General features: G+C 63.8%; 20 protein-coding genes. 9 read left to right on the top strand and 11 right to left on the bottom strand.

All coding sequences use genetic code 11. The features are described from left to right. The first annotated feature begins 56 nt into the window (after window positions 1-56). A complete protein-coding gene (locus HH213_RS29720) occupies window positions 57-1,136 on the top strand; it encodes a methyl-accepting chemotaxis protein (RefSeq protein WP_229263501.1) in 1,080 nt (359 codons plus the stop codon). Between the two features lie 19 nt (window positions 1,137-1,155). Here HH213_RS29720 and HH213_RS29715 read toward each other — a convergent pair whose 3' ends face one another. Genes HH213_RS29715 through HH213_RS29705 form a run of 3 tightly spaced genes read right to left on the bottom strand, consistent with a single transcriptional unit; the run spans window position 1,156 to window position 2,775 of the window. Further along, window positions 1,156-1,383, bottom strand: coding sequence for a hypothetical protein (locus HH213_RS29715; RefSeq protein ID WP_169114840.1), 228 nt, complete (start codon window positions 1,381-1,383; stop codon window positions 1,156-1,158). Window positions 1,384-1,402: 19 nt separating this feature from the next. After that, window positions 1,403-2,320, bottom strand: a complete 918-nt coding sequence (locus tag HH213_RS29710; protein WP_169114838.1) for a PaaX family transcriptional regulator C-terminal domain-containing protein — start codon at window positions 2,318-2,320, stop codon at window positions 1,403-1,405. Next, complete coding sequence (locus tag HH213_RS29705; RefSeq protein WP_169114836.1) at window positions 2,317-2,775, bottom strand: hemerythrin domain-containing protein; 459 nt, start codon at window positions 2,773-2,775, stop codon at window positions 2,317-2,319. Before HH213_RS29705 ends, HH213_RS29710 begins: the two co-directional genes overlap by 4 nt. A 131-nt stretch (window positions 2,776-2,906) precedes the next feature. Between HH213_RS29705 and ubiU the strand changes: the two genes are divergently transcribed. Genes ubiU through ubiT form a run of 3 tightly spaced genes read left to right on the top strand, consistent with a single transcriptional unit; the run spans window position 2,907 to window position 5,306 of the window. Then, entirely contained in the window at window positions 2,907-3,926 is a 1,020-nt protein-coding gene (ubiU, locus tag HH213_RS29700) for a ubiquinone anaerobic biosynthesis protein UbiU (RefSeq protein ID WP_169114834.1), read from the top strand. Between the two features lie 13 nt (window positions 3,927-3,939). Beyond that, entirely contained in the window at window positions 3,940-4,839 is a 900-nt protein-coding gene (gene ubiV / locus HH213_RS29695; RefSeq protein WP_169114832.1) for a ubiquinone anaerobic biosynthesis protein UbiV, read from the top strand. After that, window positions 4,836-5,306 (top strand): ubiquinone anaerobic biosynthesis accessory factor UbiT, encoded by a 471-nt coding sequence (gene ubiT / locus HH213_RS29690; RefSeq protein WP_169114830.1) that lies wholly within the window; start codon window positions 4,836-4,838, stop codon window positions 5,304-5,306. The genes ubiV and ubiT overlap by 4 nt, the downstream gene beginning before the upstream one ends. A gap of 34 nt (window positions 5,307-5,340) precedes the next feature. On the opposite strand, the gene HH213_RS29685 is transcribed toward ubiT, so the two are convergent. From HH213_RS29685 to HH213_RS29675, 3 genes are read right to left on the bottom strand one after another with little or no spacing between them, the layout of a single operon-like run. Then, complete coding sequence (locus HH213_RS29685) at window positions 5,341-6,651, bottom strand: c-type cytochrome (protein ID WP_169114829.1); 1,311 nt, start codon at window positions 6,649-6,651, stop codon at window positions 5,341-5,343. Then, window positions 6,648-8,387: a GMC family oxidoreductase gene (locus HH213_RS29680; RefSeq protein ID WP_169114828.1), complete on the bottom strand. Its 1,740-nt coding sequence runs from the start codon at window positions 8,385-8,387 to the stop codon at window positions 6,648-6,650. The genes HH213_RS29685 and HH213_RS29680 overlap by 4 nt, the downstream gene beginning before the upstream one ends. 2 nt (window positions 8,388-8,389) lie before the next feature. Further along, a complete protein-coding gene (locus tag HH213_RS29675; RefSeq protein ID WP_169114827.1) occupies window positions 8,390-9,094 on the bottom strand; it encodes a gluconate 2-dehydrogenase subunit 3 family protein in 705 nt (234 codons plus the stop codon). Between the two features lie 145 nt (window positions 9,095-9,239). On the opposite strand from HH213_RS29675, the gene HH213_RS29670 reads away from it, so the two are divergent. Beyond that, the gene (locus tag HH213_RS29670) at window positions 9,240-10,106 is read left to right on the top strand and encodes an alpha/beta fold hydrolase (protein WP_169114826.1); all 867 of its coding nucleotides are present in this window, start codon (window positions 9,240-9,242) and stop codon (window positions 10,104-10,106) included. Between the two features lies 1 nt (window position 10,107). Beyond that, the gene (locus HH213_RS29665) at window positions 10,108-11,046 is read left to right on the top strand and encodes an AEC family transporter (protein WP_229263228.1); all 939 of its coding nucleotides are present in this window, start codon (window positions 10,108-10,110) and stop codon (window positions 11,044-11,046) included. Here the strand turns inward: HH213_RS29665 and HH213_RS29660 are convergent, their stop codons facing one another. After that, the gene (locus HH213_RS29660; protein ID WP_110849273.1) at window positions 11,047-12,042 is read right to left on the bottom strand and encodes an OmpA family protein; all 996 of its coding nucleotides are present in this window, start codon (window positions 12,040-12,042) and stop codon (window positions 11,047-11,049) included. 121 nt (window positions 12,043-12,163) lie between these two features. Between HH213_RS29660 and HH213_RS29655 the strand changes: the two genes are divergently transcribed. Beyond that, window positions 12,164-12,667, top strand: a complete 504-nt coding sequence (locus HH213_RS29655) for a hypothetical protein (RefSeq protein WP_169114825.1) — start codon at window positions 12,164-12,166, stop codon at window positions 12,665-12,667. Here the strand turns inward: HH213_RS29655 and HH213_RS29650 are convergent. Further along, window positions 12,664-13,785, bottom strand: a complete 1,122-nt coding sequence (locus HH213_RS29650) for a mechanosensitive ion channel family protein (protein ID WP_169114824.1) — start codon at window positions 13,783-13,785, stop codon at window positions 12,664-12,666. The two genes, HH213_RS29655 and HH213_RS29650, sit on opposite strands and share 4 nt — an antisense overlap. Before the next feature lie 84 nt (window positions 13,786-13,869). After that, window positions 13,870-14,265 (bottom strand): Cd(II)/Pb(II)-responsive transcriptional regulator, encoded by a 396-nt coding sequence (cadR, locus tag HH213_RS29645; protein ID WP_169114823.1) that lies wholly within the window; start codon window positions 14,263-14,265, stop codon window positions 13,870-13,872. Between the two features lie 60 nt (window positions 14,266-14,325). Here cadR and HH213_RS29640 point away from each other — a divergent pair, with 60 nt between their 5' ends. Together HH213_RS29640 and HH213_RS29635 are read left to right on the top strand one after the other, a co-directional pair. Next, window positions 14,326-14,949 carry a cation efflux transmembrane domain-containing protein gene (locus HH213_RS29640; RefSeq protein WP_169114822.1) on the top strand — a complete coding sequence of 208 codons (624 nt, stop codon included), beginning with the start codon at window positions 14,326-14,328 and terminating at the stop codon, window positions 14,947-14,949. Window positions 14,950-15,030: 81 nt separating this feature from the next. After that, window positions 15,031-17,376, top strand: coding sequence for a glycoside hydrolase family 31 protein (locus HH213_RS29635; protein ID WP_169114821.1), 2,346 nt, complete (start codon window positions 15,031-15,033; stop codon window positions 17,374-17,376). Window position 17,377: 1 nt separating this feature from the next. Here HH213_RS29635 and HH213_RS29630 read toward each other — a convergent pair whose 3' ends face one another. Further along, entirely contained in the window at window positions 17,378-19,639 is a 2,262-nt protein-coding gene (locus HH213_RS29630; protein WP_169114820.1) for an acyltransferase family protein, read from the bottom strand. Continuing rightward, window positions 19,636-21,207: an arsenate reductase/protein-tyrosine-phosphatase family protein gene (locus tag HH213_RS29960; RefSeq protein WP_217363481.1), complete on the bottom strand. Its 1,572-nt coding sequence runs from the start codon at window positions 21,205-21,207 to the stop codon at window positions 19,636-19,638. Before HH213_RS29960 ends, HH213_RS29630 begins: the two co-directional genes overlap by 4 nt. Between the last annotated feature and the right edge of the window lie 82 nt (window positions 21,208-21,289).

The raw sequence follows: 21,289 nt of genomic DNA, 5'->3' as shown, positions 1-21,289 counted from the left end.
GTAGTATATCGCTGACGTTTAAATTAAATACGCTATTCTTCTTAATAATCGTCCTGATGCCGGCGGCATTGCTATCGCCGGCGATGATGGGCTTGGATATGATGCTGGCGCTGGCAGGATGGATGATGCTGCGCAAAGCCGCCATCCAGCCGCTCAATGACATGCGCGCGCACCTGGAGCAGATGAGCGGCGGCGACCTCACCGCCCGCATCGCGACGCGCGGCAGCAGCGAGGCGACCGAGATGCAGCATGCGCTGCGCATCCTGCAGACCAACCTGAAATCGCTGGTTGGCCAGATCAAGGAGGCCAGCATCTTGGTCAGCGCCGGTGCCGACGATATCGCGCACGGTAACGCCGACCTGTTCGCGCGCACCGAAGGTCAATCCAGCTCGCTGGAACAAACAGCCGCGTCGATGAAGCAGATGACCAGCACTGTGCGCCAGAACGCCGACGCCGCGCATGACGCCAACGAGCTGGCGCTGGCGGCAGCCCGCGTGGCCGGCGAGGGCGGCGCCGCCGTCAACGCTGTGGTGCACACCATGGACTCGATACGCGCCAGCTCCAACCGTATTGCGGACATCATCACCGTCATCGACAGCATCGCTTTCCAGACCAATATCCTGGCGCTGAACGCCGCAGTGGAGGCAGCGCGCGCCGGCGAGCAGGGACGCGGCTTTGCGGTGGTTGCCACCGAGGTGCGCAATCTGGCGCAGCGTTCGGCGACGGCGGCGCGCGAGATCACGCAGCTGATCACCCATTCGGTCAGCGAAATCGAGAGCGGCAGCCGCCAGGCCGCCGACGCGGGCCGCATCATGGCCGGCATCGTGGAATCGGTGGGGAAGGTGGAGCAGTATATGGGCGATATCAGCAATGCCAGCAAGGAGCAAAGCAGCGGCATCGCGCAGATCAACCAGGCCGTGGCGCACATCGACGCCATCAACCAGCAGAACGCGGTGGTGGTGGAAGAAGCGGCGCTGGCGGCGCGCCGCATGCAGCAGCAGGCAGTGCAACTTGGTAGCTTGATCGGCCAGTTCAAGCTGGTGGCCGCCAGCGATGCGTCGAATGTGCTGCGCCTTGTTGCTCGCCGCACGCAGGCGGTGATGCCGGTTGCAGCGCAAGGACAGGCATCCGCATAAGCCTATCCCTCCGATGCAGTCAGCGTCGGCCGGCCTTGATCTTGCGCGCGGGGGCTGCCTTTGGCGCGTGTTCGGCGGCGGCGCCGAACAGCGCCTCCACCATCGGATCGCGGCGGATGCACAGCTTCTTGGCGCGGGTGGGGTAGGTGGTGTCATCGATCAGGCGGTGCACGCGTGCACCTTCGCGGTTAACGGTCACGCTCAAGGTCGGGCCGTCGTAGTATTCCTGTGCCATTTCCAGTTCCATCTTGATTGTCTTTCGATGATTAAGCAGTCATGTAAACGCTGGACCGGCGCACCACTTGCCGGGGCGGCGGCGCTGCAATGACTGGCTGTTCCAGCGCCGGCGGTTCAGTGATTTTGAGGATGTGCCGGCGTGCCTGCGCCGCGCAGCCCGCGTACAGGGCGACATAGGTCTGGTAGGCGGCCATCGCCGGCCACTCTGGCGGCAGCAGTTCCTGTGGCAGCAGCGGATCGCTGCGGCGGCTATGCTGGTAGCCGTGGCTGACAAGCAGCCGCACCATGTAGGCTTGCTGGTCGGTGAGGGCGCCGCGCTTGCCCAGCATCGCGCGCAAAGGCGTAAAGCGCTGCTGAAATTCTTCGTACAATTCCTTCGGCGTCTCCAGATCCCAGTCCATCTTGCCGAACAGCGGTTGGCGCACGGCCGCCGCCAGCTGGCTGCCGTTCACCTCAAACAGCGCCAGGCCGTGGTCTTCGCCGGACTGCACGCCGCGCGCGTAGGACGCCGGTCGCGCCATGATGTTCGGCGCCAGCACGCAGTAGTCCAGTTCCAGCAGCTGCTTGCGCGCGGTGGCGTAGCGCGCGGCGCTGAAGCCGCCCGTGTGTACCAGCATGCTCCAGTCTTCGCCGAAGCTACGCGCGGCAGGCGTGTTGAGACGCTGGCGCGCGGCCTGGATGGCGGCCGCCGTCGATGGCGTCAACATGCACAGGCTGCGGCGACCGTGGCGTTCGATCTTGATCAATTTGCTCTCGGCGAGGCGGAACAGGGCGGTGCGGATGGTGCGCTCCTGGAAGCCGAGCGGCTCGATCAAGGCGATCACGCTGCCCAGCCATTGGGTTTTCTGACCGAAAGCCTGCGCTTCGCTGAACATCAATTTCAGCAGGGTGCTGAGGCGCGGCTTGGCCTGGCGCAGCACGGCCTCGATATGGAATTGGCTGTTCATGCGACGCTCCATGCGTTTTGTTCGAGATTCTCCATGCTGGCCAGGACTTCATCGGCCTGCTGCGCCAGCACGAAGTCGGCCTGCGGATACAGGATGCCTTCTTCTTTCAGGCTGTGTTGGCGCATCAGGAGGCGCAGCATGTCGGCTTGGTCGAAGAAGGCGTCGCAGTCGTGGCGGGCGATGGCGGTTTTCATCTGGTTCAGCATCTCGCGCATGCGGCGGTGCTCGGCGCGCATCACCACCGTGGGGCCGTAGCCGTTGCCCAAGGCGTGACCCAGGCGCGGGAACAGCACGCGTTCTTCTTTATCCAGGTGGAGGCCGAACATGGTCAGGAAACTGCTGAATTGAGCAGTGGCGGCGTCCCAGTGGTGCAGGATGACTTCCGATTCCGCCAGGGCGTATTGATCGTCGCAACGGCGATGATCGTGATCGAGATAGGTGGCGATCTTTTGCATCTTGTTTGTCCTTCATTAAGCGTGCGCACATTGTCCCACCCGATAAAGGTCAAATTCTTTGATTCACATCAAGGATTTCCGGGATCACGAGGCGATACAGTTCGTCCGCCCCTGTTAGCTATCAAAACCTTATGAATCCATCTGAATCTCCTCCCATCGAGCTGGTATGCCCGGCGGGCAGCCTGCCGGCGCTAAAGAACGCCATCGATCTGGGCGCCGACTGCGTCTACCTCGGTTTTCGCGACGCCACCAACGCCCGCAACTTCGCCGGCCTGAATTTCGACGATGCGGCCATCAGCACCGGCATCGGTTACGCTCATGACCACGGCCGCAAGGTGCTGCTGGCGTTGAATACCTATCCGCAGCCGCACAACACCGCGTTGTGGCAAATCGCCATCGACCGCGCCGCCAACGCCGGCGTGGATGCGGTCATCCTGGCCGATCCGGGACTGATGCGCTATGCCGCCGACCGTTATCCGAACCTGCGCCTGCACCTGTCGGTGCAAGGCTCGGCCACCAATGCGGAAGCCATCAACTTCTACCAGAAGCAGTTTGGCGTGGCGCGCGCGGTGCTGCCGCGCGTGCTGTCGCTGGCGCAGGTGGAGCACGTGGTGAAAAACACTTCGGTGGAAATCGAAGTGTTCGGCTTTGGCAGCCTGTGCGTGATGGTGGAGGGCCGCTGCCAGCTGTCTTCCTATGTGACGGGCGAATCGCCAAATACCCACGGCGTCTGCTCGCCGGCCAGGGCGGTGCGCTGGCAGCAGAATCCGCGCGGCCTGGAGTCGCGTCTGAACGGTGTGATGATCGACCGCTATACGCCGCAGGAAAACGCCAGCTATCCCACGCTGTGCAAGGGGCGCTTTGAGGTAGAGGACGAAACCTATTACGCCATCGAGGAGCCAACCAGCCTGAATACGCTGGAGCTGCTGCCGCAGCTGCTGGAGATGGGCGTGCGTGCAGTGAAGATCGAAGGCCGCCAGCGCAGCCCGGCCTACGTGTCGCAGGTGACGCGTGTCTGGCGCGCGGCGCTGGACGACTGCCTGCGCAATGCGGCGCGCTACTCGGTCAAGCCAGCCTGGATGGCGGAACTGAATACGCTGGCGGAAGGCCAGCAGCACACACTGGGCGCGTATCACCGCGCGTGGAAATAACAACGGAGACGTCATGCTGAAACTCGCCCTCGGGCCGCTGCTGTATTACTGGCCGCGCGCCAAAGTCATGGAATTTTATGAAGAAATCTCGGACAGCCCGGTGGATATCGTCTACCTCGGCGAAACTGTGTGTTCGCGCCGCCACGAACTGCGCGCCGCCGACTGGTTGGCCGTGGCCGAGCTACTGCAAGGCTGTGGCAAGGAAGTGGTGATGTCGACGCTGGCGCTGATCGAATCCAGCGCGGACGTCGGCGCGCAGCGCAAGCTGGTGGCCAATGGCCGCTTCCAGGTAGAGGCCAACGACATGGGGGCAGTGCAGATGCTGAGCGGCCAACCGTTCGTCGCCGGCCCGCATCTCAACGTCTACAACCCGCCGACGCTGGCGCTGCTGCACGAACTTGGCGCCAGGCGCTGGGTCATGCCGCTGGAGATGGGCCGTGCGGGACTGGCGCACATGCAGCGCGAACGGCCGCAGGGGATGGAGACAGAGGTATTCGCCTTCGGCCGCATGCCGCTGGCGTTTTCGGCGCGCTGCTTCACGGCGCGCAACCGCAATCTGCCGAAGGACGACTGCCGCTTCAGCTGCATCGATCATCCCGATGGCCTGATGATGCAGACGCGCGAAAAGCAGCCGTTCCTGGTCCTGAACGGCATCCAGAGCCAGTCCGCACTGGTGTACAACCTGGCGGCGGAGATCGTGCAGATGGCGGAGCTGGGCGTGGATGTGGCGCGACTCAACCCCCAGTCAACCCATATGAAACAGATCATCGCCGCATTTGACGCCGCGCGCACCGGTGCGCTGGCCCCGCGCAAAGCCGTCGACATCATCTCGCCGCTGCTGCCGGCCGAGGCCTGCAACGGCTACTGGTACGGCAAGCCCGGACTTGAATACAACATGGAGAGCACAGCATGAACCCAGTCGCAACTAACCATTACAGCGCCGTCCAGCCGTTGCCTGCCTTGCTGGCGACGCTGGGCCAGCGCCTGCCGGCCTTTCCGGGATCGCTACTGTGCGTGGCCGCATTGAACCTGGTGGTCAAGCCACATCTGCCGGACGATGTACGCGCTGGCCTAGCGGGGCATCACCTGCGGGTGCGCGTCAGCGACGCTGGCGTGGCGTTCGACTTCACCTGGCGCGGCGACGGTTTCGCGGCGCTGAAGCGCAACGGCGCGCCAGACCTGGAAATCGGCGCCTGCGCGCGCGACTTCGTGGCGCTGGCCAAACGCGAGCAGGACCCGGACACGCTGTTCTTCTCGCGCCGCCTGTCGATGGAAGGTGACACTGAGCTCGGCCTGCTGGTGAAGAACACGCTGGATGCGATGGAGCTGCCGGTGACGGAACTGGGCCGCCAGGCCCTCAAGCGCTTGTTCCGCCAATAGCCGCCCCGCGCGCCGTGCTGCACCGGCTGGATGTCTAGCGCGGACTGGCGCGCTGCTGCTTCACCTCTGCGGCGCTGATGGTCGCCGCCTGATTGCCCCAGCTGGCACGGATGAAGGTCGCCACATCCGCCACATCCTGGTCGCTCAAGCGCTGGGCGAAGGAGGGCATGGAGAACTGCGCGGGCGTGCTGTCGGTGCGCGCGGTCTTCATGCCTTCCAAAACGATGCGGATCACCGAGTCGGATGGCGCGGCCGCTACTACGGGGTTGCCGGCCAGCGCAGGGAATACGCCCTGATAGCCTTTGCCATCCGGTCGATGGCAGGCGGCGCAATTGTCCAGGTACAGCTGTGCGCCACGCGCCCCGGCGTCGCCGTTGCGCAGCGCCAGGCTCGTGGCGGGATCGTAGACATAGCGACCCATGCCCGCGCCCGTATCGGTCAGCGATTTGAGGAAGTGCGCCACCGCCGCCGCATCATCGCTGCTGAGGAACTGGGTGCTGTTGCTTACCACCTCGTTCATCGACGCGAAGGCGATGCCATGGCGGTTGCTGCCTGTGCGCAGGAACTGCGCGATATCCGCTTCGCTCCAGGCGCCGATGGTGGTGCGGTCGCCGTTGCGCAGACTAGGGGCATGCCAGCCGTCGATGATGGCGCCGGACAGATACGCCGGACCATCGGCCGCGCTCAGCGCGCGTACTTGCAGCGATGGCCCGCGCGGCGTGTGGCAATCGCCGCAATGGCCTAGACCTTCGACGATGTAGGCGCCGCGCCGCAGCATGGCGTCGCTGGTCTGCATCTGGAAGGCGCGCGGCGCGGGGGCGACGGCCCAGCGCCAGATGGTCAGCGGCCAGCGCATCGACAGCGGGAACGGTATGTCGTTGTCACGCCTGGCCACCGCTGCCGGCTGCACTTCGTGCATGAAATAGGCGTATAGCGCGGCCACGTCTTCCGGCGTAGTGCTGGAGTAGGCGCTGTACGGCATGGCGGGATACAGCGTATGGCCGTTGGCCACGCCAAAGCGCAGCGCGCGGTCGAAATCGGCCAGCGTGTAATTACCGATGCCGTGCTGGCGGTCCGGCGTGATGTTGCTGGTGTAGATGGCGCCGATCGGCGTTTGCATGCGCAGGCCGCCGGAATAGGGCGCCTGGCCCGGCGCGCTGTGGCATGCGGCGCAGTCACCGAGGCGCGCGAGATAAGCGCCGCGCGCGATCGTTGCCGTGCTGACGGCCGGCGCTTGCGGGTGCGCACCGGCGTGCGAGTCGGACCAGCGGGTGGCGCTGATTAACGTCAGCAGGCCAATCACCAGCACCGATCCCGCACCGATAAAGAGAGTCCGTTTATTCATGCGTGTACCAGTGCTCCGCCGGTTTTCAGGTAGGTGGACCGGATTTTGGCGGCGGCGAAATAGGTCAGCGCCGCAACCAGGCCGGTAGGGTTGTAGCCGATGTTCTGCGGGAAGGACGAGGCGCCGAACACAAACACGTTCGGCACATCCCAGCACTGCGAATAGCGGTTCAACACGCTATTAGACGGATTGGTGCCGATAATGGCGCCACCCGTGTTATGCGTGGACTGGTAGACGCGCACGTCGTAGCTGTCGCCCGGCTTGAGGATGTGCTGCGACATGCGCTGCGGCTTCATCGCACTGACGATTTCGCCGGCGCGCGCCGAGGTGAACGCGGTCATCTTGTATTCGTTTGGATGCCAGTCGAAGGTCATGCGCAGCAGCGGCACGCCGTGGGCGTCGCGGTAGGTCGGATCCAGGTCCAGATAGCGGTCGCGGTAGGACATGACGGAACCCATGGTGGCGACCGAACTGCTATGCGCATAGTGCTTGCGCACCGCGCTTTTCCAGCCGCTGCCCCAGCGCGGCGCATCGGGCGGCAACGGCATCTGCACGATGGGACGGCCGCCGGTGGCGCCGGCGAAGATCATCGCGCCGCCGACGAAACCGTGCTTGCCATGGTCGAAGTGGTCGGCGTTGTAATCGTCGATGGCCTGCTGGCCTGCGGCCCCGGCACCGATGAAGGGATTCATGTTCACGCTCTCGTCGAAGAACGCGGTGCTGCTGCTGACCATCTGGTAAGCGTAGTTCTTGCCCACCACGCCCTTGCCCGTGACCGGATCGTAAGGCTTGCCGATACCGGACAACAGGAGCATGCGCACGTTATTCATCTGGAAGCTGGCCAGCACCACCATCGCCGCCGGCTGGTCGACCTGCTTGCCGTTGGCGTCGATATAACGTACGCCGGTGGCCAGCTTGCCGCTGCTGTCGAGCAGGATGCGGGTGACGTAGCTGTTGTGGCGCACTTGCAGGTTGCTGCGGCCCTTCAGCACCGGGATGATGGTGGTCTGCGGCGCCGCCTTGGAATACAGGAAGCAGCCGAAGCCCTCGCAGTAACCGCACAGATTACATGGGCCCATGCGCACGCCGTACGGGTTGGTGTAGGCGGCGGTGCTGTTCGCGGCCGGCACCGGGAAGGGCTGATAGCCCAGTTCACGCGCGGCCTTTGCGAACAGCTGGGAACTCAGTATCGGCGGCATCGGCTGCTGCGGAAACGGATTACTCCGTTTTCCCTCAAACGGATTGCCGCCGGCCGTTCCGGCCACGCCGGTGACTTTTTCAAAGTGGTCGAAATAGGGCTCCAGCTCTTCGTAACTGATGCCGTAGTCCTGAATGCTCATGTCGTCCGGGATGAATTTTTTGCCGTAGCGTTCTTCGTAGACGCTGCGGATGCGCAGGTCGTTGGGCGAAGCGCGCCATTGCTGGCCGTTCCAGTGCGCGCCGGCGCCGCCGGTGCCGTTACCAAGGATGAAGGAACCGTACTGGCGATACGGCACGGCGATTTCGCCAGGCTTGTGGCGGATGGTCACGGTTTCGCCGGCCAGCGGTTGCCACAGGTCGCCGCGCACGGCGTACTTCAGTTCATCCGCGATGCGCGGGTATTCAAAGTCCGGTGCGGTGTCGCGTTCAGGGCCGCGCTCCAGCACCAGCACCGACAGGCCGGCGTCGGTCAGTTCCTTGGCCATGATTGCGCCGGTCCAGCCGTAGCCGATGATGACTGCATCTACTGGTTTCATGGTCAGCCTCGCGATCCGTCTATCGCCACCGGGCCATAGGGATACTTGCGTCCCTGCTGATCGATGAAATCGGTGAAATCGGCGCGCGCACCGGGAAAGCCGACCATCTTCCAGGCCGCCATGTCGCGGTTGCCGCCGTAAAGCGGATCGGCGAAGTAGCCTTCGCGGGTATTCCGCAGCAGCAGGGCGAAGAAGGCCGCGGCCAGGAGGCTGTCTTCCGGCAGGTGGCCTTGATCGGCCTGCGTCAGCAGCGCGTCGCGCTGGGCCGCGTCCAATTGGGCGAATGGCTTTTTGTGCGCGTGCACGGCGGCGCGGTCGATCAGGGCGATGCCGGCGCGGTACAACTCGCGCGGCGTCTGGCGCAGCTGGTAGCCCAGCGTCGGTGGCGTCTCCGGGTGAAACGGTCCTTGCATATACCAGTAGGCGCCGTGGCCGTAGGGTAGCTGCATTTGCTTGTCGAGGAAAACCGGCACGCCGGCGTCCACGCCGCCGGGACCATTGCCGTCGTTAGGTATCAGGCGCTCGACGGCGGCGTTGATGAAGGCCCATTCGGCGGTCGTGAAGTAGGTGGGCGAATAGGGCTTGGACTGCGGACCGGCGGTGGCGGCGGTGGCGCCCACGCCGACGCCGACGCCGACGCCGGAGGCCAGCGCAAAACCCGCCGCGCCGCGCAGGAAGTCGCGTCGCTTGAGGGGAATCTCACTCATCTTTTTTTCCTTGCTTGGATGTCATCCCCGGAGTGTAGGCGCGCCCGTCCTGATTTCTCCTCTCCCCAAAGTACTCATCCTAAGATAGTGTTGATTGACAGGCCAAACTGATTTAATCGGCGAGTTATCCAATCGCGAGGAATCTATGAGCATCGACATCAAGCACCACACGGTGGAGGCCAACGGCATCCGTCAACACTACCTGGAAGCGGGCAAGGGCGCCCCGGTGGTACTGCTGCACGGTTTCCCTGAAACGAATTTCGCCTGGCGCTTCCAGATCCCGGAACTGGCCAAGCACTATCGCGTGATCGCGCCGGACCTGCGCGGCTACGGCGAAACCGACAAGCCGGCCGGTGGCTACGACAAGCGCAACATGGCGCGCGACCTGGTGGAGCTGTTGAAGGCACTGGATATTCCGAAAATCGCGCTGGTCGGCCACGACCGCGGCGCGCGTGTGGCGACCCGCTTCGCCAAGGACCATCCGGAACTGCTGGATCGCCTGGTAGTGATGGACAATGTGCCGACTCGTATCGTCGCCCGCGAATTCAGTCCGGCACTGGCGAAGTCGTACTGGTTCTTCATCTTCAACCAGGTGCCGGATCTGCCGGAGGCGCTAATCTCCGGCCGCGAAGACCTGTGGCTGCGCCACCTGTTCTCCGACTGGTGCTACAACCCGCTGGCGATCGACGGCAAGGCTTTCGACACCTATGTGCAAGCCTACCGCCGTCCCGGCGCGCTGCGCGGCGCCATGTCGGACTACCGCGCCATCGGCGAGGATGTGGCGCAAGACACGGTCGATGCCGACATCAAGATCGCCTGCCCGACGTTGGCCCTGTGGGGCGAGGACTTCCACGCGGTCGGAAAGATGTTCGACATGGCGAAGATATGGTCTGAAATGGCCAGCGACCTGCGCACCGCGCCAATCGCCCAGGCAGGCCACCTGCCGCAGGAAGAGCAGCCGGAGCGCGTCAACGAAGCGCTGCTGGACTTCCTGCTCGGCTGGAAAGGATAACGTGCAGGTTCTGTTCTCCATCGTGCTGCCGATCTTCGCGCTGATCGGCGTCGGTTGGCTGGCGCGCTATCGCGGCTGGATGGGCGAGGCAGGTGCCTTCGAGATGAACCGCTTCGTGGTCTATCTCGGCATGCCGGCCTTGCTATTCCAGATCATGGCCAAGTCCAGCTGGAAGCAGCTGGACCAGCCGGGCTTCATCGCCGCCTTTGGCCTGGCCAGCGGCGCGGTCTACGCGATCACAGTAGCGGTGAGCCGCATGCGTGGCGGCGAGCTGGCCGACGCCAGCCTGGAAGGGCTGAACGCCGCTTATGCCAACGTAGGCTTTATCGGCTTTCCGTTGGCGCTGGCGGCGTTCGGGCCATCGAGCATGATGCCGGCGACGATCACGTCCATCCTTACCGTGTGCGTGTTGTTCGGCATCGCGGTGACGGTGGTGGAGCTGGGCGTGAGCGAGGGCGGCGGCATCGGCCGCATCCTGAAGAAGGTGAGCTGGTCGCTGGCGCAGAATCCGATGCTGCTGGCGCCCGTGCTCGGGGCGCTGTACGCCGGCTATGCGCCGCCGCTGCCGGAAGGCGTGGACCGCTTCCTGTCCTTGCTGGCGCATGCGGCCAGTCCGTGCGCGCTGGTGTCGCTGGGACTGTTCATCGCCGACCAGCGCGGCCGGCCGCAGATTCCGGCGCTGAGCGCGCAGGTGGCGCTCAAGCTGATTGGCCAGCCGGCGCTGACGTGGGTGCTGGCGGTGTATGTGTTCCATTTGTCGCCGGCGATGACCGGGCTGGCCGTGGTGCTGGCGGCGCTGCCGACCGGCACCGGCCCGTTCATGCTGGCGCATATGTACAAGCGCCAGGCGGTCGGCATCGCCGGCAGCATTCTGGTATCCACCGTGCTGTCAATCGTGACCATCTCGGTGCTGGTCAGCTGGTTCCGTACGACCAGCTGATTACTGCTTGACCAGCTCCACGCGGCGGTTCTTCTCGCGTCCCGCTTCGGCGTCGTTGGAGGCCACCGGGGCATAGGAGGCTACGCCTTTGGCGGCGAGACGCCTTGCATCGACCTTGTAGTCGGTGGCGAGCGTCTTGATCACGGCGTCGGCGCGCTTCTGCGACAGCTCCACGTTGTGCGCCAGCGCGCCCTGGTTGTCGGTGTGGCCGACCACGAACACCTTCAACTGGGGATTCTGTTGCAGCAGTTTGGCCATCTCGCCCAGCGCCGCCTTCGATTCCGGCTTGACATCGCTCTTGTCGGTGTCGAAGTAGACGCCGTACACCGCGACCTTGCCGTCGGCCGCGATGCTCTTCGCCATCTCCCCGGCGTTCAGGTTCACGCTGACCTTGCCGCCTTCCATCGGCTTGCCTTCGACCACCTGCATGTAGAAGCCGCCGTTGCGGTTTTCGGTTGGTGCCACCACCCACAACGCCACGTGCACCAGCGTGCCGTCGGCGGTAGCGCCTTTGGCCACCAGATAGCGGTCATCGCGGCGGCCGTAGATGAACGGTTCGTATTGCTGGCCGCCGTCGATGAAATTGTTCCCGAGGTTCTTGTCATACATGTATTCGCCGAAGTTTTCGCCGCACGTCTCCTTCACGCAGGAGAACACGGTTTTCAGGCCGGCCTTTTCCAGCGCGGCCTGGTAGTTGCGCATCACCTCGACGGCGGAGCGGGTCTTCGGATAGTTGTACGCGATGCGGGTATAGCGGCCTTCGACCGTCAGCGAATTTTCGAATCCCGGCTTGCCGCTTTTGTCCGCCACCCGTTTGCCTGCGGGGATCGTCACTTCGTCGAACTCCTTGAAGTCGTAGCCGACGATCTTGGAATCGGCAAAGCGCGACAGCAGCGGATGGTCCTTGGCGCCTTTGCCGATATCCTTGGCCGGCATGTCGGCATAGACTGCGGAGGCCAGAGTGGCGCCGAGCAGCAGCGGGAGGATCTTTCGCATGGCATTGCCTTGTAAAGTTAATAATAGCTGCGATTATAGAAACAATCTATGTGCCCTAGCGCACGATTAGCGCCGACGCTGCGCTCTACAATTGTTCAATTCAACTGCTGGAGAATCAACAATGAAACAACTGATGATGGCGTTTGGTGTGGTCCATGCGGCGATTGCCTTGCTGTTTGCCGTGGGCGCGCTGTTTTTGATCATGATAGGCGCAGAAATGGGCTGGCATGCATTGCAGGCGGACGGGGTGGTGGCTGCGCAGGAAGTGATCGAGGCGATCGGCATCCTGGCCGCCGCCGTGGTGGCGCTGCAAATCGCCGAGACCATCATCGAAGAAGAAGTGGTGCGCGACGCCGACATCAGCGCGCCGACCCGCGTGCGCCGCTTCCTGTCGCGCTTCTTCGTCGTGGTCGTGGTGGCGCTGGCGATTGAGGGCCTGGTCGCCACGTTCCACGCGGTGCACGAAGATGTCAGCGAACTGCTGTATGTCGCAGCACTGGTGAGCGGCGTGGGTGTGCTGCTGGCCGCATGGGGGGTCTTCGTTCACCTGAATCGCTCGGCCGAGGAACTCGAGCCGGAAGCGATGCAGGATGCCCAGGCCGAAGACGAAAAGCTCAAGCCTTAATGTGCGCGGGCGGCGAGACGGGGCTCTGGTTGCTCCGTCTCGTTGGCCGCTTCCGCACCTTTCTCGAACAGCAGGCGACGTGTCGGCGCGTTGGCGTCCACGCCCAATTCGCTGAACACTTCCAGGGCGCCCAGCAATACCGCCTGCTGCGCATTCATGAAGTTGGCATACGACGAATTCAGAATGTAGAACACCAGTTCATATTCGAGCGCATCCTGCGTGACGGACTTCAGGTGCACGCGGTCGGCGCGGACGTCGGGCTGGCGTTCCACCACGGCTCTCAATGCATCGGGCACCTTGGCCGCCAGCGCCGCCGGCGTGGCCGGATTGATACGCAGCGAAAACTGCACGCGGCGGGTCTGCATACGCTTGTAGTTGCGGACCACGTTTTTCAGCAGCTCCGCGTTGCCGATGATGATTTGCTCGCCGCTGTCGGCGCGGATGCGGGTGGTTTTCAGGCCCACATGCTCCACCGTGCCGGAGACGTTGGTGATGGCGATGGAATCGCCCACCTCGAACGGTTTGTCGACCGCGATGGCCAGTGAGGCAAACAGGTCGCCCAGCACATTCTGCACCGCCAGCGCGACCGCGATACCGCCGATGCCCAGACTGGCCACCAGCGCGGAGACGTTGATGCCAAGGTTGGACAAGGCAGCCAGCATGAAGATGACCCATACGGTGGTCTTCAAAGCCCACACCATCAACGTGTTGGCGACGGTGGTTGGCGAGTCCGGATTTTCGGAGTGATTGCGGAAGTAGCGGCGCGCGCCCAGCGTGGCGGCGCGGTCGAGGTACAACACCAGCTGGAAGCCCAGCACGATGAACCACAGATGGCCAAGGCGATCTTCCCAGATCGGCGGCAGTTCCAGCATTTTCAGGCCGACCAGCAGCGATATCGCCAGGACCGCCAGCATGCTGGTGCGGTTCAGCGTTTCCTTGAACAGCTGTACCGCAGGACGGTCCGGGCGGCCAGCTTCGTCATGTTTGCAGAGGCGTCGACGGAGCAGCCGTAATACGCCGTAAATGGCACAGAAGGTGATGGCGGCAGCGCTGGCCGCAACTAGCAGCTCCTCGCCGTCGACATTGGAAAAGGGGGCCAGATAGCGTTGAATATTCAAACCATGCTCCTGTTCTTCGTTGTGGCGGTAAGCGCCACATCTTAGACGCGCGGCAGGCAATGGTCTGTTCGGTGCATCACATTGCTATGGCGTGCTGCCAAGACAGCGCAGAATGGCGCAGTCCCTGGCTGCGTGGCTATCGCCGCACAAGCCGCGAATGTCGCGCAGTTGCCGTTCCAGTGCGCGCAGCTCCGCGATGCGCGCGCGGACCTGGACGATCTGCTGGTCCAGCATGGCGTTGACCGTGGCGCAGCTTTGTTCCGGCTCATCGCGCACCGCCAGCAGGGTGCGGATCTCTCCCAGTCCCATGTCCAGCGAACGGCAATGGCGGATAAAGCGCAGCCGTTCCAGGTGCGCGCTGCCATATAGCCGGTAATTGCCAGACGAGCGGGCAGGCTTGGGCAGCAGCCCCGCGTGTTCATAGTGGCGGATCGCCTCCACAGTGTAGCCGGTGTGGCTGGCCAGCTCTCCAATTTTCATGGCTTGACCTTGTAGTGACTTCAGGGTTTGTAATGGCGACTATACATCAAGGGAGGACGCATGTCTGATTGCTGTTCCGGCGGCTGCGCGCCGGCCAAACCGGTGGTGGACCGCCGCTATCGCCGTATTCTGTGGATCGCGCTGGTGGTCAACGCCTTGATGTTTGTGGTGGAGCTGGCCGGCGGCTGGCGCGCCGGTTCGGCCGCCTTGCTGGCAGACGCAGTCGACTTCCTTGGCGACGCTGGCAACTACGCGGTGTCGCTGCTGGTACTGGGCGCGTCGCTCGGCTGGCGCGCCCGCGCTGCCATGGCCAAGGGCCTGACCATGGCGGCCTACGGCAGCTTTGTGCTGGCCAAGGTCATGTGGGACACGGCGAACGGCGGCGTGCCTGCGCCGGCGGTAATGGGCGCCATCGGCCTTGCCGCACTGCTGGCCAATGGCACGGTCGCCTTGCTGCTGTACGCTTATCGCGACGGCGACGCGAATATGCGTTCGGTGTGGCTGTGCACCCGCAATGACGCCATCGGCAATCTGGCCGTGATGCTGGCTGCGCTGGGCGTATTCGGCACCGGCACGCGCTGGCCGGACCTGATGGTGGCGGCGGTGATGGGCGGGCTGGCCGTCAGTGCCGCGCGCCAGGTGATTCATCAGGCGCGCGGCGAGTTGCGGACGGCAGAAACATAGTGCTATTTGGTGATTTTCGTAATTGCCATTTCGAAAATGAGGACGCACAATGCTGGCACATCTCCACACTAAGAGAGGCTTATGAGACTGCTCGCCCACACGCCGGTATTCACCGCGCTCGCATCGATTTTCGTGTTGTCCTCCTCCGCGCTTGCCGCGCCGATCGCCACCCTGGACCGCGACGGCGCCTATGTTTCGATTGAAGCGTACGGCCCCAATGTCGTTCATGTCACGATCGCCGTCGACAAGGACCAGGTGCTGAAAGGGCCGGGCTACGGCGTCCTGCCGAAGAACGCTGACAACACCGCCTTCCGCCACAACGGCGGCAAGGACGGCGATGTCTTCACCTCGTCGGCGATGACGGTGCGCGTCAATCCGTCGCCGCCGCCCGCCGTGCCGACCCAGGGCCAGAAGTATTTCGCGCCGTCGCTGGCGCCAGTCGGCCTGCAGGTGTTGAACGCCAAGGGCGAGACGGTCGTCAGTATGAACGGCTGGGAGATGTCGCCGCAGACCGTCAACACCGAAAAGACCTTCCAGGTCGGCGCGTCGTTCTCGGTGGCGCGCGACGAGCATTACTACGGCATGGGCCAGAACCAGGAATCGCTCGGCGCGCTGGATCTGCGCGGCCGCGTCCTCGATTGCAAGCACTGGTACGACGCGCCGGCCGGCGAGACCGTGTGCGTGCCGTTCATGGTGTCGTCCAAGGGTTACGGCATTGTGTGGGATAACCCGTCGGCCACGCGCTTCATTGCCGGCGTCAACGGCCGCACGGCATTCCAGTCGAATGTGGGGGAGCGCGTCAGCTTCTTCGTCATCACGGGTTCGACGCCGGAAGAAATTTACTCGGGCTATGCGCGCGTGACCGGCAAAACGCCGATTCCGCCGAAATCCGCCTTTGGCCTGATTCAGTCGAAAGCCCGCTACGACAGCCAGCAGGAAGTGCTGCGCGTGGCGAATACTTATCGGCAGAAGAAGTATCCGCTGGACGTGATGGTGGTGGATTGGTTCTACTGGACCCGCATGGGCCAGATGGATATCGACCCGGCGCAGTTCCCTGATCCGAAAGCGATGAACAAGCAGCTGCATGATATGGGCATGGAGTCGATCATTTCGATCTGGCCGCGCTACGAAACTTCCGGCCGCTACTTCAATGAGCTGGATCACAAAGGTCTGCTGTTGAAGGACAAGGACGGCAAGACCGTCGATGGCTTGCCGTTCCGTTCCGATCGCACCGGTGGCCTGATCGATCCGACCAATCCAGCGGCGCGTAAGTGGTTCTGGGAAAAGGCGCGCGACAATATCCTGTCGCAGGGCTTCGATTATCCGTGGCTGGACGAGACCGAGCCGGATCTGGTGCCGGATGGTTTCTTCTATTCGATCGGTTCGGGCGACCGCTATCACAACCTGTTCCCGCTGATGCACGTCGAAGGCGTGGCCGAGAACATGCGCGCGTGGAAGCCGAACAAGCGGGTGCTGATCCTGTCGCGCGCCGCTTATCTGGGTTCGCAGCGCACCGGCGCCTTGTTCTGGTCTTCGGACATCCAGCCGACCTGGGAAGCGCTGACGCGCCAGATCCCGACTGGCCTGAACATGACGGCGTCCGGCATCGCCTACTGGGGCAACGATATCGGCGGCTGGCAGAAGCTGGCGGCGGAAAGCAGCGCGGTCAAGCCGCCGTTGCTGGACCCGTCGGATGCCCGTAATGTGGTCGGCAATAACCACGACTATCCGGAGCTGCTGACGCGCTGGTTCCAGTACGGGACGTTCCTGCCGACGCTGCGCCTGCACGGCGACCGCAAGGAGGCCGAGATCTGGTCCTTCGGCAAACAGGCGGAGGCCGTGATGGCGCGCTACGATACGCTGCGCTACCAGCTGATCCCTTATATCTATTCGCAAGCCAAGTTCACGCACGATACTGGCGCGCCGTTCATGCGTCCTTTGTGGATGGACTTCGCCAACGATCCAAACGTGGCAAACATCGGCACCCAATATATGTTTGGACCTGCCTTCCTGGTCGCGCCGGTCACGGAGCAGGGCCAGACCGAAAAGGATGTCTACCTGCCGGCGGGCACGGACTGGTATAACTTCTGGACCAACGAGAAGCTGACCGGCGGACGCTGGGTCAAGGTGGCCGCGCCGATCGACCAGATTCCGGTGTTTGTGAAGGCCGGTTCGATTGTGCCGATTGGCGCCGAGGTGCAGTCGACGGCGACCAAGCAGGGCATCGCTGCGATCAACGTTTATCCGGGCAAGAGCGGCGAGTTCCGCCTGTATGACGACGATGGCGTGAGCTACGACTACGAGAACGGTAAGTCGACCGTGACGCAGCTGAAGTGGGATGACGCATCCGGCAAGCTGAGTGCCAGCGGCGGCGATGCCGGCTTGGTCAAGTCGGCGGCTGGCCTCGTGAAGGTGATCGGCAAATAAGTCACTTTGCCTTGTTCAGGTAGCGCTGTTCGCGCAAGCGCTGTATTACGCTGTGGCGCAGGTCGCGCCACAGCGGCAGCGGATCGCGCCAATCGTGGATAAAGTAGCAGGCGCGCGGGTGCAGGAATTCGCTCAGATAAGCCGCCAGTTCGCGCCAGCGCCCGGTCTGCGGTGAGGGCCGCATCAGCAGATGCAGCAGGCGGCGCGTCTCCGCTGTCATGAAGCGGCAGCGCACGCCGGCGCGATACGGGCTGGCGGCAATCGGCCGCTGAAGGCCCAGCGTCTGATAGCAGTACCACGGAAAGCTCGCGCCTGCGTGGCAGGCCAGCGGCAGACTGCCCCAGAAGCGGCCATTCACCTCCATCAGCGCTGCGCGTCCGGTAAATGGATCGTAGCGGTACTCGACCATCGCCACCCCTTCCCACTGCAACGCGCGCAGCAGGGCCACTGATTGCCGCATCAGCTGCTTCGACACCGGCATCGATATGCATAGCGTGGAGGTGCCTCCTTCCGGCGGCCACTCATGCAGGCGTCGATGCTGGAATTGATACAGCGCCTCGCCATCCTTCATCAGCACGAATTGTCCCAGGCCGTAGCCGTCGCAATATTCCTGCACCATGGGATAGCGGCCCAGCGCCTGGTAGCGCCGCAGGGCGGTCACCAGCGCCTGGGCGTCGCCGCAATGCTGCGCCTTTTCCAGCGCCATTCCGGCCTGGCGCAGCAACGGCGCAACGGCGTTTGGATCGGCCCATTTCAGCACCACCGGATAGCGCGCCTCGCGCGCAGCGGCAGATACTTGCGCGTCCGATGCGGGATGCCAGGTGCGCGGCACGAATATGCCTACATCCGCCGCCGCCGCATACGTCAATTCCTTGCGCAGCACTCTCTCCATGCGCGGAGCGTCGGCAAACATCATCCGATAGCCGGGCAGCGTGTTGCGCGCCTGGTTCAGTATCAGGATATCGGCCTCCGAAATGGCGAACAGCGCGGCCGGGCCAATCTCTTTGCCAAGCTGGCGCAGTTGGGGGATCACGTCGTCCGCTCGCACCACGCTGCGGTGCAAATAGCGCGAGCCAAGTCCCAGCGCCTGCTCGCTGCGCGCCATGCCAACCACCTTGACGCCATGCCGGCCAAGATCGCGGATGATGGCCAGCCCGATGGGCGTATCGATACCCAGCACCACCGCCGGCAACGGCTGCGGCGCGGGCGATGCCAGTAGCCGGTGTATAGCCCGCCGCCAATGGTGCCGCTGCTGCTCGGTGACTGTGCCGATGGCGTAGATGCTGGCGAAGACCGCCAGCATAGTGGCGATGTAGAACCACGGCGCGGCCGGATCGCCGCGGAACAACGCGGCGTAGAACTGAATCAGCGGCTGGTGCAGCAGGTAGATGCTGAAGGTGTAGGCGGCCAGCGGCCGCACCACGGACGCCAGTCGCTCAAGCGGCAGCGCCAGCGCGCGCACGCCGACGAAATGACAGGCTACGATGACCGCCAGCAGGTAGTCCGTTATAAAGTAGCGCGAGAACGCGAACTGCTGGTGCCAATGCGCGCCGACGATCTGGCGCAGCCACGCGCTGCCGGCCTCCGTCAGCTGGTAATGATGGAACAGCGCATAGCCGATGCAGGAAGCGGCCAGCAGCAAGGCGCCGGCCACACGACCTACATGCTGCAAGGCAGTCCAGCGCTGCAGCAGCACGCCAGTCGCCCACACAGGCGCCAGCAGCAGGATCTTGGGGCCGATCAGCAGCGCGACCGCGCAGCACCACAGCAGGCGCTTGCGGCCACGCGTGAAGGTGAGGACGGCAAACAGCACGTAGTACCAGAACTCGTAACACAGCGACCAATACGGCACGTTGGAGAAGGACATGATCGACAGCGTCCAGACCTCGTTGAGGAAGGCGAGGCTGGTGAGGATGCGCAGCCAGGCCAGATCGTGGGTGGTGCGGTCGCCATAGAACTGCGGCGCCATTGCTTCGCCAATGCTATCCAGCAGGGGCGTGAGCAGCACGGCAGGCAACGCCAGCGAGTAGAAACGCGCCAGGCGGCTGGACCAGTATTCCAGCGGCGTGTTTTCACGGGTGCTGGTGATGTGGGCGATCACGTAGCCGGAGAGGACGAAGAACACAATCACCGCGGCGTGACCGTGAGTGCTGAGTGGCAGTTTTTCCAAGGTGAGCAGGCGGAGGTTGGAGTGATACAGCACCACCAGCAGCGCGCTGACGATGCGCACCAAATCGAGGTAAATCGAAAACGACCGGTTCATGTGGCGTTCCGTTCCAGGGTGCGGTGCAGCCCGTGGACCGCTTGCCGCAGGCGCGCGAAGCACCGGTCGAAGTAGGCGTCGCTCAGCGTGTAGGGATCGTGCAGGTGCGGCATGGGCGGATCGCACCAGAGTCCCAGCAGCGCGATCTGGATATCGTGGCGGGCGATCAGGCGTTGCTGGAGCGCTTGCGCGTGACGCACTTCCATTGTCACCAACAGGTCTCCGGGCTGTATGTCGAAGTCGCGAATATCTGTCGCGCGGTGTGCCGACAAATCTTCGCCGCCGCGTTGCGCCGCGCGCAGGGCGGATTCGGGGCAGGATGCGCCGGTGGTGGTGGAAAGGCCGATCGATACCGCATCCATGCCGAGGCGATCCGCCACGCGCTGCGCATAGGCACTGCGGCAAATATTCCCCAGGCAGACAAATACCACGCGCCGCACGCGGTCCGGATGCTGAAGATGAAATGCCGCCAGCCGTCCACTGCCCAAATCGATCCGCGCCAGCCAGGCCCGCACCGTGCCACGCCACGTCCCGTGCTGCTGGTCCATGCGCAGCCTCGCAATGGCGCCGTCGAGCGCAAGCGCCCATCGGCCGTAACGGTCATAGACGGCCTGCGTGGCGATCCGGCAGGCGGTACGCCATGCCCGGCCGCGCAGCAGCGGATTATTCGATGAGGTAGCCGTCAACGGCTGGCTGGCCGCAGCCGCCATGCCGCACGCCTGGAAACGCTGGGCATGCGCCGCAAGGTAGGCGCACAGCCGCCGCATGCGCGCCTGATTCAGCGCATGCCGCCGCAACTGCCGGAATCCCTCGTCACCGCTTTGCACATACTCGAATGGATGGGTGAGGATCACCACCAACTCCATGCCTGCCGCATACGCCTGTTCCAGCAGCGCGCGCATCTCGGCAAAGCTGGTACTGGAAACCGCCACCGACTTCAGATGCACGCCACGGTCGCGGTAACTCAGCACGGGACACTCCACCACACCATGCCGCCGATGCCGCCCGGCGTACAACTGATAGGACGTCAGTCCGGCGTTGTAGATGCCCAGGCCAATGTTGGAGCTATACGGAATGCCCGCCGCCGCCAGCGCGCGAAACAGATTGTCGTCATATTGCAGGTTACCGGCGCGGAATACCCGCGGCGGCGGCAAGCCCCATTCAGCAAATGTGGCCTGCCCGTGCCGCAGCAGCGCCAGGGTCGATGCCACATCGCGTCCGGCCAGGTCATCCTGGCGCGGTTGCTGCCGCACGCGCTGCGGCCAGTCGGGATATTGGAATACCGCCCAGCAGGGATGCACATGCAGTTGCACCTCATGGCCGGCGGCAGCGATTTGCGTCGCCAGCGCGCGCATCGGATCATCGTTGAAGTGATATCGTTGTGCCGTCTCCACAAAAAACGTCGCCTGCACGCCATGCCTGCGGAAGCAGTCAAGCAGAAAGCCCAGTCCCTGCGACCGTCCGCCGACCTCGCAACGCACCATCTGCGCGCCCACTGGCCGCCGCGCCGGATCGGCAAACGCCCCGGCGATGCTGAACTCCGTATCGATTGTGATGCAGACGCGCATGGCGGCCACCCGGCAACGGCAATCCGGCCAGTGTAGCCAGCGCGATCCCAGCCGGCATGCGTTTGATCAAGCGCAAGGCAAA

The organism is Duganella dendranthematis, from assembly GCF_012849375.1.
Taxonomy (GTDB): Bacteria; Pseudomonadota; Gammaproteobacteria; order Burkholderiales; family Burkholderiaceae_D; genus Rugamonas; species Rugamonas dendranthematis.
The sequence above is the reverse complement of the archived record's forward strand: the minus strand, read 5'-3'. Positions and strand labels throughout refer to the sequence as shown.